The sequence below is a fragment of the Thermofilum sp. genome, from assembly GCA_038741495.1.
In the GTDB taxonomy this organism is placed as follows: Archaea; Thermoproteota; Thermoprotei; order Thermofilales; family Thermofilaceae; genus Thermofilum.
Genome location: JAVYKX010000001.1, coordinates 559,734 through 574,339 on the forward strand (window position 1 = coordinate 559,734; position 14,606 = coordinate 574,339).

At 59.6% G+C, this 14,606-nt stretch carries 18 protein-coding genes; 7 read left to right on the forward strand and 11 right to left on the reverse strand.

Going from position 1 to position 14,606, the window contains the following annotated elements:
* Positions 1–120 precede the first annotated feature (120 nt).
* Positions 121–2,724 carry a DEAD/DEAH box helicase gene (locus tag QXU72_03225; protein ID MEM0494267.1) on the forward strand — a complete coding sequence of 868 codons (2,604 nt, stop codon included), beginning with the start codon at positions 121–123 and terminating at the stop codon, positions 2,722–2,724.
* On the opposite strand, the gene QXU72_03230 is transcribed toward QXU72_03225, so the two are convergent.
* The 7 genes from QXU72_03230 to QXU72_03260 all read right to left on the reverse strand — a co-directional run bounded on the left by QXU72_03230 (position 2,699) and on the right by QXU72_03260 (position 5,962).
* Positions 2,699–3,172, reverse strand: a complete 474-nt coding sequence (locus tag QXU72_03230) for a hypothetical protein (GenBank protein ID MEM0494268.1) — start codon at positions 3,170–3,172, stop codon at positions 2,699–2,701. The two genes, QXU72_03225 and QXU72_03230, sit on opposite strands and share 26 nt — an antisense overlap.
* On the reverse strand, positions 3,162–3,452 hold the full coding sequence (locus QXU72_03235; protein MEM0494269.1) for a hypothetical protein: 291 nt from the start codon (positions 3,450–3,452) through the stop codon (positions 3,162–3,164). Before QXU72_03235 ends, QXU72_03230 begins: the two co-directional genes overlap by 11 nt.
* Positions 3,413–3,604, reverse strand: a complete 192-nt coding sequence (locus QXU72_03240; protein MEM0494270.1) for a hypothetical protein — start codon at positions 3,602–3,604, stop codon at positions 3,413–3,415. Before QXU72_03240 ends, QXU72_03235 begins: the two co-directional genes overlap by 40 nt.
* A 406-nt stretch (positions 3,605–4,010) precedes the next feature.
* On the reverse strand, positions 4,011–4,361 hold the full coding sequence (locus tag QXU72_03245) for a hypothetical protein (GenBank protein MEM0494271.1): 351 nt from the start codon (positions 4,359–4,361) through the stop codon (positions 4,011–4,013).
* A gap of 5 nt (positions 4,362–4,366) precedes the next feature.
* On the reverse strand, positions 4,367–4,489 hold the full coding sequence (locus tag QXU72_03250) for a hypothetical protein (GenBank protein MEM0494272.1): 123 nt from the start codon (positions 4,487–4,489) through the stop codon (positions 4,367–4,369).
* Between the two features lie 278 nt (positions 4,490–4,767).
* Positions 4,768–5,211, reverse strand: coding sequence for a HEPN domain-containing protein (locus QXU72_03255; GenBank protein MEM0494273.1), 444 nt, complete (start codon positions 5,209–5,211; stop codon positions 4,768–4,770).
* Complete coding sequence (locus QXU72_03260) at positions 5,204–5,962, reverse strand: nucleotidyltransferase domain-containing protein (protein ID MEM0494274.1); 759 nt, start codon at positions 5,960–5,962, stop codon at positions 5,204–5,206. Before QXU72_03260 ends, QXU72_03255 begins: the two co-directional genes overlap by 8 nt.
* A 209-nt stretch (positions 5,963–6,171) precedes the next feature.
* Between QXU72_03260 and QXU72_03265 the strand changes: the two genes are divergently transcribed.
* The gene (locus QXU72_03265; GenBank protein ID MEM0494275.1) at positions 6,172–6,393 is read left to right on the forward strand and encodes a hypothetical protein; all 222 of its coding nucleotides are present in this window, start codon (positions 6,172–6,174) and stop codon (positions 6,391–6,393) included.
* Positions 6,394–6,579: 186 nt separating this feature from the next.
* Here QXU72_03265 and QXU72_03270 read toward each other — a convergent pair whose 3' ends face one another.
* Together QXU72_03270 and QXU72_03275 are read right to left on the reverse strand one after the other, a co-directional pair.
* Positions 6,580–7,017, reverse strand: coding sequence for a type II toxin-antitoxin system VapC family toxin (locus QXU72_03270; protein ID MEM0494276.1), 438 nt, complete (start codon positions 7,015–7,017; stop codon positions 6,580–6,582).
* On the reverse strand, positions 6,980–7,231 hold the full coding sequence (locus tag QXU72_03275; protein ID MEM0494277.1) for a hypothetical protein: 252 nt from the start codon (positions 7,229–7,231) through the stop codon (positions 6,980–6,982). Before QXU72_03275 ends, QXU72_03270 begins: the two co-directional genes overlap by 38 nt.
* A gap of 567 nt (positions 7,232–7,798) precedes the next feature.
* Between QXU72_03275 and QXU72_03280 the strand changes: the two genes are divergently transcribed.
* The gene (locus QXU72_03280) at positions 7,799–8,794 is read left to right on the forward strand and encodes a DUF3782 domain-containing protein (protein ID MEM0494278.1); all 996 of its coding nucleotides are present in this window, start codon (positions 7,799–7,801) and stop codon (positions 8,792–8,794) included.
* Between the two features lie 98 nt (positions 8,795–8,892).
* Here QXU72_03280 and QXU72_03285 read toward each other — a convergent pair whose 3' ends face one another.
* Positions 8,893–9,915, reverse strand: coding sequence for an HD domain-containing protein (locus QXU72_03285; GenBank protein ID MEM0494279.1), 1,023 nt, complete (start codon positions 9,913–9,915; stop codon positions 8,893–8,895).
* Positions 9,916–10,000: 85 nt separating this feature from the next.
* Positions 10,001–10,297, reverse strand: coding sequence for a CRISPR-associated ring nuclease Crn3/Csx3 (gene crn3, locus QXU72_03290; protein ID MEM0494280.1), 297 nt, complete (start codon positions 10,295–10,297; stop codon positions 10,001–10,003).
* Positions 10,298–10,724: 427 nt separating this feature from the next.
* Between crn3 and pstS the strand changes: the two genes are divergently transcribed.
* The 4 genes from pstS to QXU72_03310 all read left to right on the forward strand — a co-directional run bounded on the left by pstS (position 10,725) and on the right by QXU72_03310 (position 14,470).
* On the forward strand, positions 10,725–11,861 hold the full coding sequence (gene pstS, locus QXU72_03295) for a phosphate ABC transporter substrate-binding protein PstS (protein ID MEM0494281.1): 1,137 nt from the start codon (positions 10,725–10,727) through the stop codon (positions 11,859–11,861).
* A gap of 91 nt (positions 11,862–11,952) precedes the next feature.
* Positions 11,953–12,858 carry an ABC transporter permease subunit gene (locus QXU72_03300; GenBank protein ID MEM0494282.1) on the forward strand — a complete coding sequence of 302 codons (906 nt, stop codon included), beginning with the start codon at positions 11,953–11,955 and terminating at the stop codon, positions 12,856–12,858.
* Entirely contained in the window at positions 12,855–13,703 is an 849-nt protein-coding gene (locus QXU72_03305; GenBank protein MEM0494283.1) for an ABC transporter permease subunit, read from the forward strand. The genes QXU72_03300 and QXU72_03305 overlap by 4 nt, the downstream gene beginning before the upstream one ends.
* A complete protein-coding gene (locus QXU72_03310) occupies positions 13,703–14,470 on the forward strand; it encodes an ATP-binding cassette domain-containing protein (protein MEM0494284.1) in 768 nt (255 codons plus the stop codon). The genes QXU72_03305 and QXU72_03310 overlap by 1 nt, the downstream gene beginning before the upstream one ends.
* Positions 14,471–14,606: the final 136 nt, after the last annotated feature.

Consider the following 14,606-nt stretch of genomic DNA (forward strand, 5'->3'; position numbering starts at 1 on the left):
TTACGCAAGCGGTCGAGCGGGCTTGGGAGGCGTCCCCCGACCGTATCTGGTCGGAAGCTTTGGTTTTGTTTTGCTGGATGGTTGTGAAAAATTTTAAGTTTTGCGAGTAGACTGTTTTTCGTGAAGTTCGAGCGGTTAGAGGCTTGGGCTTCGTTCATTTCTTGGTACTCTGGTGTGCTGCTCGAGCCTTTTGTGAGCCGGCTTCGAAGCGGGGTTTCGCTCGCGCTCTGCGATGCGAGGTTGTCTCTGCTGAGGTTCCTCAAGGGGGATGCCTACCCGTTCACGCTGCTCAGGAAAGAGGTTGTGGAGGCGTTCAGGAGGGTGAGGGGGCTCGAGCGTATCGCTCCCACGCCGATACAGGTTCTGGCGGTTCCGCGAATCCTTAAGGGGAGGAGCGTCCTCATCACTGCTCCGACGGGTTCCGGCAAGACGGAGGCAGCGTTCCTCCCGATCCTGCACAGGCTGCTGGAGGATAAGGAGAGGGCTGAGCGCGAGGGGGAGGGTTGGCCCAGCGGCGTTCACGTTCTCTACATTACCCCCCTGAGAGCTCTCTGCAGCGACATTGAGGCGAGGCTGGAAAGTTACGTGCGGGCGGTGCTGCCGTTCTACTGCCGCGTGTCTGCGTGGCACTCCGACGTGGAGGAAGAGAAGAAGAGGCTGATGGAGGAGAATCCGCCCACCGTGCTGGTTACGACGCCTGAGTCGCTCGAGTCGATGCTGGATAGGGCGCGGAAAATCAACTTACGCTTGAAGAATCTTAAGTACGTCATCATCGACGAGGTTCACGAGCTGGTGGACAGCAAAAGGGGTCATCAGCTGCTCATCCTGTTGGAGCGGTTGAAGTACTCGCTAGGCATAGGGAGGCTGCAGAGGGTGCTTATCTCAGCCACGGTTGCTGACCCCGCGAGGATCGCCAGAATGTTTGGAGGGTCTGATGGTGCGGTCGAAGTCATCTGCTATCCACGGGTAAGGAGGATGCGAGTCAGTGTGGTCTTCCGTCCGAGCGCCGACGAGGTGGAAGCGACTAGGGCCTTGAGCGATTTCGTGGGGAGCGAGAAGAGCCTTGTCTTCGTTAGCACCAGAGCTGAAGCCGAGCAGATACACGCTAGCTTGGAGAAGCTCGGAATCGGTGATTTCGGCGTGCACCACAGCTCATTGAGCCCTGAGGTTAAGCAAGAGGTGGAAAGTAAGTTTAGGGGTTGCGAGCTTCGAGCGATTGTATGCACTAGGACGCTAGAGCTCGGGATAGATATCGGGAGTGTGGGAAATGTTGTTCAGGTGGGGTCTCCGTCCCTGCCGGAGGCGCTGGCGCAGAGGCTCGGTAGGAGTGCCCACAGGCCTGGAGGGGAGGCGCGGGGCGTCGTCCTGTGCTTGGAGACATCAGACATCTTGGAGACGCTTGCTCTGCTCAGCATGCTGAGCAGAGGTAGGCTAGCTGGCGAGGTGAAGCTTCCCGCTTGCCTTGACGTCGTCGCTCGCACTCTGACTGCGATCGCGCTTCAGAGGCAGAGGTGCGGGGAAAGAGGGGGGCCCGAGCTGGGCATCAGGGTGCCCGCGAGGGTGGACGAAGCCTTCGCGCTGATAACGGCGGTCGAACCATACAGGAAGCTCGAGAGGCGCTCTCTGGAGAGAGTCTTGAGAGAGCTGATGAGCAGGAACGTGCTCAGCCTCGACTCCGGTGCGAGCACTCTGAGGCTGGGTGAATCCTTTGAGATTATCTGGAAGGGGAAGCGTCGCGGCAGTTTCTTCTCAATGATTCCTGAAAGAGATCACGTAGTCGTGGAATATGAGAAGAAAAAAATCGGGGAGATCGACCCCGTTAACCTCCGTTTCATCCGCGTGGGCTCGGTGATACGGCTTGCTGGCGAGAACTGGAGGGTGGTGAGGATTGGGAGCAAGATCTCTGTGAAGAGGGCTATCGGGGAGAGGTACACTGTGCCGGTGTGGAAAGGGGGATATCTCATGACACCTAGAGCTGTTAGCATCGAGACGTGCAGGATTCTATCCCAGCTTCTAAAGAAGCGCGCTCCAGGCGGAGCAGATGGAGTGGGCCCTTACCTCCCTTCCGGAGATCACGTGGCCTTGGAGCTAGATGGGAACGCTCGCAAGACTGTTGAAGAGTTGCTACGCGAGATTGCTGAGAAACGTCTCCCTCTACCCAGCCCCAGGTTGATGGTTGTGGAGAAGTTCTCCGCGGAGGAGATGACGCTGGATCGTTTTCTCGAGGGGGTAGAGACGTCGAAAGCTGCGGGTAGATCTGCGGTATCCGTATTCCTGTATCCTTTCGGAGAACGTTTATCCAACACTCTAGCTTCACTCCTCTGGGGGAGTGGGGAAGTGCGCCTTATTGTGCCGAAAAGCCTTGGAATACTAGTTAAGCACTCCTCCAAATTCGATCCTTACGCGTACCTTCTGAGCGTACCGAAGGGTATACTGCAGCAATGCATTGAGAACTCTGAAAACCCCTACATCCTAACTTTATCTTACGAGATGAGGAGGAGCTTCGGGTACATTAAACTGAAGGAAGCGCTCAAGTCCGTCCTTGTTCGTAATGAGAGCGCTCGCCAGGCTTCCGCGCGCTTCTACGATGTTGAAGGGGCTTTGAAGCTGCTGAAGTGGATCAGGCACGGCTGCGTCAAGGTGATCCGTAGGGAGGCGGGATCCGTGAAGGAGCTCCACCCGCTCACGCTCCACATCTTCAGGGCCGACACATTCTTCTACTGACCTTCAGCTCCAGCAAGAAGGCATCGTGTTTCTCGGCTGTTGCCCATATCATGAGATCCTGGTGGCGGCTCCTCCAGTAGTCTTTTTCACCTACCGTGCTTAAGCGCTGGTAGATGCCTGAAGCTCGCTTCAGGATTTTAGAGTCCCAGGATTGAACGATCATGCATTTAAAACTCTGAAAATATTCTCTGATGTCCTTTAAAATACCAACTAAAACCTCAAGCTTCTCTTCTGTAGCGATGTGTTCGACTATAACCATTCTGGTTAAGGCACGGCGGCACTCGATAAGTATGAGTTCTGGAAGGAGTACGGTGAGCTTATCCTCTATTGACGTTTTGAGAAGCTTTTCTACGAGCTGGGCGGTTGGAGCTTCGCTTGTTTCAACTAGGTGATCTGCTAGAAGATTAGCGTCGATTACGAGACGACAACCCACGTACTCACCACTCAAAGTAATCTTTGAAGTTGTACTCGGTGAGGATCTCGCGGATGACTTTCACGCCTACGTCGAGGTAGTAGGAGGCGCGGAGGGCCCTGGCCCAGGCTCCGGGGTCCTTCCAGGGCTCGGCGCCGGGCTTCCCCACCTTGAGCTCGGCTGCGTACGCTGCCAGCGCGAGAGCTTCTTCCGCGCGCCCGCTGAGGAAGCGCGCCACAGCTGCCAGGCAGTACAGCTTCTTCGCTCCGGCCGACTTCACCGCAGCGTAGAGGAGCATGTTGAGTGAAGAAACCATGCGTCGTGGAAGTGAAGGTACAGTAGGTGGATAGCTTTCAGGAGGATCTCCACGCTCATTTCCAGCCTAACGTCCAGCTCGTAGAAGCTTTCGGAAAGCTCTTCGGGTAGGGTAATCAACCTCGCTGGCTGGCTGCGCCGCCTGGCTAGCATACCGGGACTCGAGAAGCGCTAAGGATTTGAAAACGACGTCGAGGCTCTGGTGGGAGAAACCCCGGTCGACGGCATCTTCTAAAGCCAGCTCGGTATCCATCATGATATCTTTCCATGCAGATCTTACTTTATGCGTGAAATTGCTCAACGACTCCTTGAAATTCCTCTTATCTTCCAATTTTTCAAAATGATCTACAAGCTCGTTAAGAATAGCCACGGACCTCATTTCAACCTCGCTCCGAAGAGTACAGTAAGAAAACTTACGCTTTCCGCACTCCCGCGAAAGGTCTTTGGTTGATGCCCCTGGCAGCTGGCTGGGCCTCCCAAACCCTCTACGGTCTCGAAAAGCTTTCGCGTCCTCAACCAGGCCCCTGGGCGGGGAGGGGTAGAGGCATAGCACCCTCCCTTACCTCTGGGGTGAGGCTTCCTGCACCGTGTTTGGGCGGGGGTGCCAGCTCATGGCTTTCCTCCTTTTGAGCTGTAGTGCTTCGAGCTCTTCAGCTGCGTGGAGCCTCAGAGTTGCTCTCAACCCGCAGGTTTTCTCGAAGAGCAGTATCCCCCTGAGCGCCGCCAGCCTGAAGGAGGGGGGAGCGTAGTCGAGCAGCTGGACGTCGATGGGGAGGCCAGCCCTCTCTTCCAAGGTTTCCCGGAGCTCGTCGACGTACACGGGCTCGCTGTCGTAGCTCACCGCGTACCCTGTGTAGACGGCCACGTCAACATCCCGGAAGATATTTGAGCTCGCAAACCCCCCGTGCACAACCGCTAAGAGCACCTCCCCCGCTCTTGCAGGAGCCCCCGTAGAAGCTCCAGCACCCCCCTCCTCTCCCCCCAGGGCATCGACCTGGGCCGTCGCCTCTCCTCTTCAAGGGTCCTCAGCCTTGACATACTCCTCCACTTCTTTGATGAAGCGTTCAACCGCCTTTACACCCCTCCCTAACCCTAATTACCAGCCTGACTCTCACCGGTACGCTCCCGGACACCCCGGAACTTGATCCGGCCTACCCGCGCCACCCTCCTGAAAACAATCCTCCCCACTCTCGCCAAGCTCCGCACCGAGTCGGCGCGCCGGCTGCCGGCTAATAAACCTCTCTCACTATCTTACCGCACTGGCGGGCCGCAGCCTCCTACTCAAGCTTGCGCGCAGAGTGGGTAAAACGGGAAGCTTACTCGACTTCGACGCCGAAGACCTCCTTGAGGAGATTGACGCAGGCAGTGTAGTGCTTCTCTGCTTTCCTGAGGGCTTCGGGCGCGTAGTCCTTAAAGTAGCTTTCATCTGCTCCCATCTCGTAGCCGTAGCTTGCTATCGCTCTCAGCCTGGCTAGCTCTGATGCATCTTCGGCTAGCTCCTCGAGCTGTGAGGTGAACCATCTTGGTAGCTCTCTCCTGGAGGGGAGGAGCCTGAGGACTGGGCTGACGTCGTGTACTTTCGGGAACTCTACTCCGAAGGCGATGAGTACTCCCTTTGCAGAGTGCTCGACGGCCATCTGCGAGGCGTAAACTACATCGTCCCACCTTCCGTCCTCGAGCGCTCTCCTCGCTCCTTGAAGCCACCTCTTCGCCCTCCTGAGCGCTGCTCTCGCGAGGTCGAGGGTCGTGGCGCTACCCAAGCTTTACCACCTTCTCTCCGCCCAGGATCCAGTAGTACTGCCCGCTCGGCAGCGTGACTCTCACCGCTCCCGCTTTCTCAAGCTTCTGCTTGACGGAGCGTAGCACCTCGGATATGAAGGATTCTTTGTCGTAGAGCACGATACCCTCCAGCACGAGGTCCAGGTAAGCTGTTCGGAACTCTCTCGCTTCGTCTTTGGAGAGCGGGTGCGGTTGAATCACCGGCATGTAGCCAGCCTCGATAGCCTTCAGGTACTCGGGGCTTGCCTCGAGCTCCTTCTCCGCCTTCCGGAGCTCTCTCAGCCTCTCCCAGACTGGTTTACTCTCCCAGCCTTCGGCGACTACGAGGAGGTCTATGTCGCTGTCCTTGCTCCAGTTTCCCCTCGCCACCGAGCCGAAGAGGACGACGCTCACGAGCCTTTCTCCGAGCGCTTCGTAGAGCTTCTCGCAGAACCTCCTGATGAGTGGGGCGTAGTAGGCGTGCGGTATCCTCTCGATGTTCTGGATCTTCGGGCGGCTGCGGAGCAGCTCCTCGACTTCGGCCAGCTTCTCTAAAGCTTTCTCGCCCAGCTCGGTCAGAGAGTATGAGGAACCGTCTCTCTCGACGAGGCCTAGCTTGCTGAGCAGCTTCAGCCTCGAGGAAAGAGTCTTCGGGTTTGGGACAACAGCTCTCAGCTCTTTAAATCTCGCTCTCCCAGACTCCTTGATCGCTTTGAGCAGCCTCAGCGAGTACTCGTCCACCAGCGAAGCCATGCTATACTACGCTATACCATCGCTGTATTTAGGTATAGCGATCGAGCCTAGCGGTCTGCGCCGGTTGCCCACCCCCCTTACCGGCTTACCGGTGCAGCGCCGCCGAGCTTCGAGTCCTTCTACACCGTCGTGCTATCTGCGCTGGAGCTTACAAGTGTGTAATACGGAGGGGTGCAATAACGCTCTTATATTACTCCTGGTGGGCTCGATTGTGGAGTACGGCGGTTTCTGCTAGGGTCGGCAGAGAGGTTTGGGAGAAGGCGAAGAGGTGCGGGATCAGCGTGAGCGAGATGGTCAGGAGGGCTCTCGAGAGGGAGGTGAGGAGGAGGGAGGTGGATTGGGCGGTCAACGTGATGGATGATATCGCGGGGAGGGCTCAGCTCGATAAACCTTCCTGGCAGGTTATCAGAGAGCACAGGGAGAAGCTGTGAGGATCGTCCTCGACGCTAGCGCTGCTGTGAAGTTTCCGCGCCGGTGCTCATCTCCTCTCATCGGCTTAGGCCTTAGGGCCCGCCCTGCGGCCTCCACAGCTTTTAGCCGTGGACAGCTGGGGGCGGGTCATGGGGGCAGGCTCTAGAGGTGGGAGCTAGCGGAGGGGGTGAACGGCTGGCGCGGACCTATAAGCGGAACTCGGAGACGTGCTTTCCCACGTTCAGGTTGGCGATTCTCGCTAGCAGCTTTCCATCTGCCGTGTACAGCGGCGCGCCCAGCTGTAAGGCTAGCGCTACGTAGCTAGCGTCGTAGATCGTCAACCCCTTTCTCACCGCGATTTCAACCGCTCTATCTGCTACCTCCTCGAAGCTGTGCAGGCTGATCTGCAGATCGGCGAGGATTCTAGCAACTTCCTTGAGCTCCTCCTCGCTGAAAGCTCCCGAGTACTTTAGAGCGTTCACCACCTCGAAGGGGAGGATTGCGGGGGCTGACAAGTCCACTAGCCCTGCAGCGTACGCGTCTCTCAGCAGCCTGGACTCCCTGCTGTGCTCCTCCTCCACGAACCACTTGACAACGACGGAAGCGTCAACTACGCCTCTCCCTCCACTTTCGAATCTCTTCAACGCTGCTCCACCCCTCAACCCTCCTCGACAGCTTCTCGCTCCTCAGAACAGCCTCCCTAACCCTGTCCATGTCCCGGCTCCGGAGCTTCGCCTCCTCTCTGACGACAACCTCGTATATGGCTCTCCGCACGACCTCGCTCCAGTTCACGTGCTTAAGCCTATCCATCCTCTCCTTCAGCTCTCTACTCACTCTGAAGCTGACGACTACGCTCACACGTCTGTAGTGCAGAAGCGTAATATATGTATTACTCCCGCGAGCGCCGGGGCGCGCCCCCTCAAGGGGAGCGCTGAGCATCCCGTTCTTTTCCCGGGCTGGTGGGAACGCGCTTGTGCTCCGCAGGCTGCCTGCACTTCTAGAGTGACGCGTCTTCTTCCCGCAGACGCTCTACGAGCATGGTTTCGCTGCTGCAGGCTCCGCTGCGTGTTTTTGATAACAACTTTATGCTTTATAATAACTATGTTATCATTAGCTCCCGCGCCCTCCTCGAAGACCCCCCAACTTAAGATAACAGCATTATAATCTATGATAACGTTGTTATCACAACTCCCCGGTTTCCGCAACCCCAGAGGTACCGTCCGCTTGGGGCAGCGGTCTCGGATCCGCTTCACCTGCCTTGACTGTGCGACGGGGCTCGGTTTTCCTCGCAGGTGCTGCCGCGCACCTCTAACACCGCCGGCTCCTTGCTCAGCAGGCTGCAACGCTCCGGCGCGCCGCCCCTTTCGGGCTTCTTCCAGCGCGCGAGCCTTTTATAATCCTCAGCGCCTTGACGTACTCGCTGCAATGTCCGAGCGCGGGTTGAGAAAGAGGTTCCTGGAGCTCCTGGAGAGGGATAAGGAGTTCCGCCACGCTGTAGCTGGCCTACTCGGCCTGGGGGAGATTCTGCAGAGGCTCGACAAGAACGAGAAGCAGCTCGTGAAGCTCAGGAGAGACTTGAGGAGGGGGTTCAAGCTCTACGAAGAGGAGATGGCTAGGCTCAGGGAGGATATGAAGGAGGGGTTTAGAAGGCATGGCGAGGAGATAGCGAGGATCTGGGAGGAGCTCGCGAAGCTTAGGGAGGATATGCAGGAGGGCTTCAAGAGGCATGACGAGGAGATAGCGAAAATTTGGGAGGAGCTGACCAGGCTTCGCGAGGACATGATCATGGGCTTCAAAAGACACGACGAGGAGCTTGCTAAGCTCCGCCAAGACATGCTAGAGGGCTTCAAGCGGCACGACGAGGAGATAGCGAAGATCTGGGAGGAGATGGCTAGGCTCAGGGAGGATATGAAGGAGGGGTTTAGAAGGCATGATGAAGAGCTAGTGAAGCTTAGGGAAGACATGAAGGAGGGGTTTAGGAGGCACGAAGAGGAGATGGCTAGGCTCAGGGAGGATATGAAGGAGGGGTTTGCGCTCCTTGAGAGGCGAGTTTCAGCGCTAGGTGCACGCTGGGGGTTGATGAGCGAGGCTGCCTTCAGGGAGGGGCTTAGGAGCCTTGTGGAGAAGGAGTTTGGGTTCAGGGTTAGCAGGTGGGTGAGGTTCGACGAGAGAGGGGTTGTGTACGGCTACCCGAGCCAGGTAGAGATCGATGTGGCGGTGCACGACGAGAGGATTATCCTTGTGGAGATCAAGTCCAACGTGAGGGCTTCAGACGTCTACACGTTCAAGAGGAAGGCTGAGCTGTACGAGGAGCTGGAGGGCAGGAAGCCGTCGAGGCTGGTCCTGGTAACCCCATACGCTGAGGAGGAGGCAGTGGAGGCGGCGAGGCACCTAGGCGTAGAGATCTGCACGGAGGTTTAGCCCCAGCGGGCCCTGCCTGAGGCTCGCTTCTCGCCCTCCCGCTGAGCAGTGCGGGAGAGCGGTGCAGCCTCCTTCAGACTCCTCGGGGCTGGCCGCTCTCACGCGAGCTCGGCTTCGACTTCGAGCCCTGTGAGGGCGGTGAAGGCCCTCGCCTTCTCGGAGAGCCTGCCTCCGGCTTGCGCGATCAGGCTCCACTCGAGCTGGAAGACAAGCCTCGAGCCGCGTAGCTCGACTCCGCGGTAGAGGCCTTCACCCTCGTATACGCTGTTGAAAGCGTCCGCGAGCCTCACAGCCGCAGCTACGAGCTGGGCAGCAGTGCCCATTCTCCGCAGCTCTACGTCGCCGAGGAGGTCTGTAGCCCGCCTGTGGTGGAGCACGGCTTTTGCGACCAGGAGGGGGTTACAGCAGCTCCTGACTTCGGGCATCTCAGCAGCGAAGAGAGCCCCCGCCGCGTGGTGGTTCTCGCTACTTGCGAGCACTCTACCTACGTCGTGGAGGAGGCCAGCCGCGTAGGCGGAGCGGAGCTCGGCCTTCGAGAGCCCGTAGCTGTCCGAGATTGTTTCCAGCACGTCGAGCGCTACGTTAGCGACAGTAGAAGCGTGCGCAGCGTAGGTAGCCCAGTAGCTCCCACCGCGCTCTCCGCCCACATTCTTCAGCTTCTTCACTACTGCTGCGATCCAGCCGGGGCCGATCAAGTCTCTCGCCCTGAAGAACCAGCGGAACGCTAGCTGCTGGGAGAGCGTCTCGCCCTGAAAGCCCAGCCTAGCTAGCTTCTCCTTCACCTCCCCCGCCGAGGCACCGCTCCTGAGGCCGAGGATCATGGAGACTACTACGCCGCTCCTCCCTATGCCCCCACGGCAGTGGACGAGCACCTTCTCGCCCTGCTTCAGCCGCTCGAGCGCGGGGAGCGCGACCTCCACGAGGACATCCTCGAAGGCCTTGAAGGAGAAGTCGGGTATAGGGTACTCGAGCTTCTCGACGCCTTGCGGTAGCGCGTAGCGGCACTCACCCATCGTTAAGTCGACGACTAGGCTCACGCCCTCCCTGGCCAGCGCTGCTACGGTTTCGCTGTCAGGGCACGAGGACCAGTAGAGGTTGTCGAGCGCACGGAGCTTAACCATCCGGGCTTAAGCTTCTCGCGCTGTAATATTGGTAATGGTGAAGGCTGGAGGGGTCGGAGGCGCGCGGGTCCTCAGAGCCCGCACCCTAGGGTAGCGTGCCCACCTCTATGACTTCGCCGATTTCGCGCTCCGGGGTGTGCGTTTCGACGACTACTGCGCCGATCCTGGGGTCGTAGACGGCTACGAACTTCGCCGGGTGGTAGTGGTGGACGAGGAAGCCGTACAGCCAGATGGGGCCCCGCCCGCTCAGAACAACCCCCTTAGCCAGGTTAACGGCGGGAGGCTTAACCGACTGCAGGTCCCGCGGCTCCAGCACGCCCTCAAGATCGAAGTGAACTACCGTGTATTCCTCTCTCTGGATTACCTTGAAGCTGACCTTCATAGGTGCTCCCGCCGGCTCACGTAGCGCTCGAATTTAAAGCCTAGCCCCCAGCTCCCGCCGCGGTTGGAGGCGATTTGCAGCTATCTGCTACTGGGGTTCCGCCCGGAGGGCGAGGAAGCCGCGCGACCTTCTGAGGGGCGCGGGCTTCAAGGTAGATAAGTGTCTTGAATCCATGGGAGTCGCCCTGGTGAGGGCTGTCACAGCCTAAAGGGCGCTTTAGCCACTTTGGCGAAGAACACACCTCTACGAAATCCGGGAGATCTCCAGCTATGCTGAGAAGCCTTGCCTCGGCTTTCTCTGAAGGCAGCTTTCCCCCGCGCGGAGCCGCACCCATCTTATTTCATAAAATATATAGATACTGTCGTATCTATTTATTAAACTCGATTAGACCAGCGGTAATATATAGACAGCGCGCCTTGGCACGCCGATGAAGCTAAGCAAAACCAGGTTGATAACCATCGGAGCCGCTGTAGCTCTAGTGGCTGTCGCCGCGCTACTTCTCCTGCAGCGCCCCGCGCCCTCTTCCAGCTCGCCTTCAGAGCCTCAGCTCACCGAGGCTGTAGTGCTGCTACAGGGTAGTGGGGCCACGTTCCCGATGGAGCAGATCCTGGCTTGGGCCTCGCGGGTGAGGCAAGCCCACCCCTGGCTGCGGGTCGAGTACGCTGGCGGCGGCTCGGGGAAGGGGCAGAGCGACTTCCTGCAGGGGGTTGTGGACTTCGCCTGCAGCGACGTGCCTCTCAAGACAGTGGACTGGGAGAAGGCTAGGGCGCAGTTTGGCGGCGTGTACCAGCTTCCGATTATTCTCGGCGGGGTAGCGGTGGTTTACAACATTCCGGAGATCCCGGTGGGCGTTAACCTGCGCTTATCGGCTGAGGTCCTTGCCGACATCCTGCTGGGGAAAATCGAGTACTGGGATGACGCGAGGATAAGGGAGCTCAACCCGGGCGTCAGCTTGCCGCACGCTAAGATTACTTTCGTACACAGGAGTGACGCGAGCGGCACGACCGAGGTCTTCACCACGTTCCTCAGCATTTACTCCGCGGAGTGGAAAGAGAAGGTGGGCGCCGGCAAGACCGTGAAGTGGCCTCTCGACGAGCTCGGCCGAGGCGTAGGCGCGCCGGGCAACCCTGGTGTAGCCCAGGCGGTGAAGAGCACTCCCTACTCTATAGGCTACGTAGAGCTCGCTTACGCGAAAGGGCTGGGGGTAGCTGCGATCAAGAATAAGGCTGGTAACTTCGTCTTGCCGAGCGCGGATTCGATCAGAGCTGCTGCCGGCGCCACCGCTATCGCTGACGCTAGCGTGAACCTCGCTGAGCTGAAGATACTAGAGAGCATTCTCCGCTCTGACAGGCCGGACGCCTACCCAATCGCTTCCCCAAGCTACATGTACGTGAGGCCTCCTGCAGCGTACACTCCCGAGAAGAGGAAAGCTATCGCGGCTTTCCTGGAGTACATCTTCTCTAAGGGGCAGTCTCCCGAGAACGTGGTCGAAGGCTACGTGCCAGTGCCTGAGAGCTGGCGCCAGCTAGGGCTTGAGGTGGCTGCAGAGTTCAAGAAGCAATAGTATATATAGTTAAAAGAATTTTCTATAGTAACGATATTTCTCTCGCTTTCTTATAGATAAGCTATATAAATGCGGAGGTGTTGCATGTATGATGCCGCAAGCAAGGCTAGAACCGCTGCTGCTTGTGCTCGCTCCAGCAGCTGCGGCTCTCCTGGTTGCCGCGGCAGCCATCATTCTCGTCCTGGCAAAAGGCTCCGTAGACGCATTAGCTCAGGGCGGTGCCGGCTTCCTGGCTAGCTCTGAGTGGAGTCCGAGCGAGGAGGAGAGAGGCTCCTACGGAGTGCTAGCGCCTCTGGCGGGGACGCTCGTAGTGGCGGGTATCGCATCGGCTATCGCCGCCTACCTGGCGGTAGCGGTCGCAGTATACCTCTACGAGTACGCTCCCCGCCGCGCGAGGGAAGCGGTGGAGCTGTCCCTCTACAGCATGGCTGCGCTGCCCACCATCGTCTTCGGGATGTGGGGGCTCAGCACCGCGGCGCCGATTATCAGGCAGAGCGGGCTTACTTTGCTGTGCGCTAGAGGCTCCCCGACAGGGCAGTCGTTCTTCACAGCCGGGCTCGTGGTAGGCTTGATGATTGCGCCTTACGCGGCTGCCATCGTCTCAGAGGCTTACCGCGCCGTCCCCTTCACCTACGTGGAAGCGCTGCACAGCCTCGGAGCTAGAGGCTTCGAGCGCGCGCGGGTTCTTCTTGGGATGGTGAAAGGCAGCGTGCTGGCTGCAGCCCTGCTGAGCTTCGGGAGAGCTGTCGGGGAGACGACAGTCGTGGCCTTGACTGTGGGGAGCGCGGTCAACATGCCGCTCTGCCCCTTCGAGCCGGGGCACACGGTCTCGAGCCTTATAGCGAGCCAGTTCGGGAACGCTTACCTCTACCCCGGCATGGAGAGCGTCCTGCTGACTGCAGCGCTAGTCATGGTGCTGGTCAGCTCTGCGAGCACAACGCTCGGCCTCAAGCTCGCTAGAGCAGCGGTCAGGAAAGCCCAGGGTGGGGAAGCGTGAGGCTGCACGAGCTCAAGAGGGCCGTCCTCGACAAGCTGTTTCACGCAGCTGCTGCTTCAGCGTCAGCAGCGCTGCTGGCGGTGAGTGCTCACATCATCGCGGCGTCGGTCGTCGAGGGCCTTCCCGCGCTCCTCGCCGCTGGACCCGCGCTCTTCGTAGAGCCCCCGGGGCTGCCCGGCGGCGAGCTCGGCGGCTTGGGCCCCGTGCTGGCCGGGACGCTCGTGATCGTCTCCCTAAGCGTGCTCATGAGTGCTCTCATCGGCGTGCCGGCTGGCATCCTGCTGAGCGAGTACGGAGGCTCGTGGCTCGCGAGATCTGCGGGCGCGGCGCTGCAAATGATCTCCGAAATCCCCTCGGTGGTTGTCGGGCTGGTGGTCTTCACTCTCCTCGTGCTGCCGATGCGCACTCCCTCGGCGCTCGCCGCCGCAGTAAGCCTCTGCATCACCGCCCTCCCCTACGTTGCGGCGCAAACCCGGGAGAGCTTAGCGGCGATTCCGCTGACCTACCGGGAGGCTGCCTTCTCCCTCGGGCTGCCCAGGTGGAAGGCTGTGCTCATGCTTCTCGTACCTATGAACGCGAGGGGTGTGGCTACCGCGGTGCTCCTTGGCGCTGCGCGCTCTCTCGGCGAGACCGCACCCGTCCTCTTCACGGCCGGCGCGGCTTTTACAGCGTTCTACGGGTTAACAGGGCCTTCGAGCACGCTCTCCCTGCTCATCTTCTACTTCGCCCCCTCCCCCTACGAGAACTGGAGGAGGCTCGCGTGGGCTGCGGTTCTCCTGCTTGTAGCGCTCACGGCGGCTCTCTCCCTGGCGGTTAGGAGGCTCTCCCGAGGGGTGAGGATGTGATGGTTGAGGCGGTCAAGGTCAGGAACCTTAGCGTGTGGTACGGGAGCCAGAAAGCCCTCGACAGCGTGTCCCTCACAGTGCCCGAGGGCTCGGTCTACGCGGTCCTGGGCCCCTCCGGGTGCGGCAAGTCCACCCTCCTCAGAGCGATCAACAAGCTCGTCCTGCTCAGGGAGGGCGCGAGGGTGGAGGGAAGGGTGGAGGTCTTCGGCGTCGACGTGTACGGGGACTCGCGCGCCGACGAAGCGCTGGCTAGAGTAGGCATGGTGTTCCAGACCCCCAACCCCTTCCCCCACCTCAGCATCTACGACAACGTGGCGATCGGACCTAGGCTGCGCGGCGCCGCTAAGGGCAGGGAGCTCGACGAGCTCGTACGCTACGCCCTCGAGAAAGCAGGGCTCTGGGAGGAGGTGAAGGGCAGGCTGAGGAAGCCGGCCTCGGAGCTGAGCGGGGGCCAGCAGCAGCGCCTCTGCATCGCGAGGGCTCTAGCGCTGAAGCCCAAGCTCCTCCTCATGGACGAGCCCACCGCCAACCTGGACCCCTTGAACGCGGCGAAGATCGAGGAGCTTGTGAGGGAGCTTTCCCGGGAAGTTACTGTGATTATAGTCACTCACGACGCGGAGCAAGCTAGGAGGCTGGCTACCCGTGGGGCTATCCTGTTCATGGGAAGAGTGGTGGCAGAAGGCCCCCTCTCGAGAGTTCTAAGCATGCCGTACGGCAAGCTTCTCCAGGCTCTCGTAGCGGCACACAGCCCCTCCCATACCCCTTGAGGCGCTGGGGCCCCACAGCCCAAGAGGGTGCGGAAGCGGCTTCTCTATGCTTCAAGGTAGCGGAGGAAGGCTTCTCGGCGCATTCCGCTAATCTTCGCCTTAGCGCGGGCGCGCCCACCAGCTCCATCGAGAGCGG

Excerpts from the sequence above, each read along its gene's own strand:
- QXU72_03235 (MEM0494269.1), bottom strand. The coding sequence starts at position 3,452 with ATGGTTTCTTCACTCAACATGCTCCTCTACGCTGCGGTGAAGTCGGCC.
- QXU72_03240 (MEM0494270.1), bottom strand. The coding sequence starts at position 3,604 with ATGCTAGCCAGGCGGCGCAGCCAGCCAGCGAGGTTGATTACCCTACCC.
- QXU72_03250 (MEM0494272.1), bottom strand. The coding sequence starts at position 4,489 with ATGTCAAGGCTGAGGACCCTTGAAGAGGAGAGGCGACGGCCCAGGTCG.
- QXU72_03260 (MEM0494274.1), bottom strand. The coding sequence starts at position 5,962 with ATGGCTTCGCTGGTGGACGAGTACTCGCTGAGGCTGCTCAAAGCGATC.
- QXU72_03280 (MEM0494278.1), top strand. The coding sequence starts at position 7,799 with ATGTCCGAGCGCGGGTTGAGAAAGAGGTTCCTGGAGCTCCTGGAGAGG.
- QXU72_03285 (MEM0494279.1), bottom strand. The coding sequence starts at position 9,915 with ATGGTTAAGCTCCGTGCGCTCGACAACCTCTACTGGTCCTCGTGCCCT.
- crn3 (MEM0494280.1), bottom strand. The coding sequence starts at position 10,297 with ATGAAGGTCAGCTTCAAGGTAATCCAGAGAGAGGAATACACGGTAGTT.
- pstS (MEM0494281.1), top strand. The coding sequence starts at position 10,725 with ATGAAGCTAAGCAAAACCAGGTTGATAACCATCGGAGCCGCTGTAGCT.
- QXU72_03300 (MEM0494282.1), top strand. The coding sequence starts at position 11,953 with ATGCCGCAAGCAAGGCTAGAACCGCTGCTGCTTGTGCTCGCTCCAGCA.
- QXU72_03310 (MEM0494284.1), top strand. The coding sequence starts at position 13,703 with ATGGTTGAGGCGGTCAAGGTCAGGAACCTTAGCGTGTGGTACGGGAGC.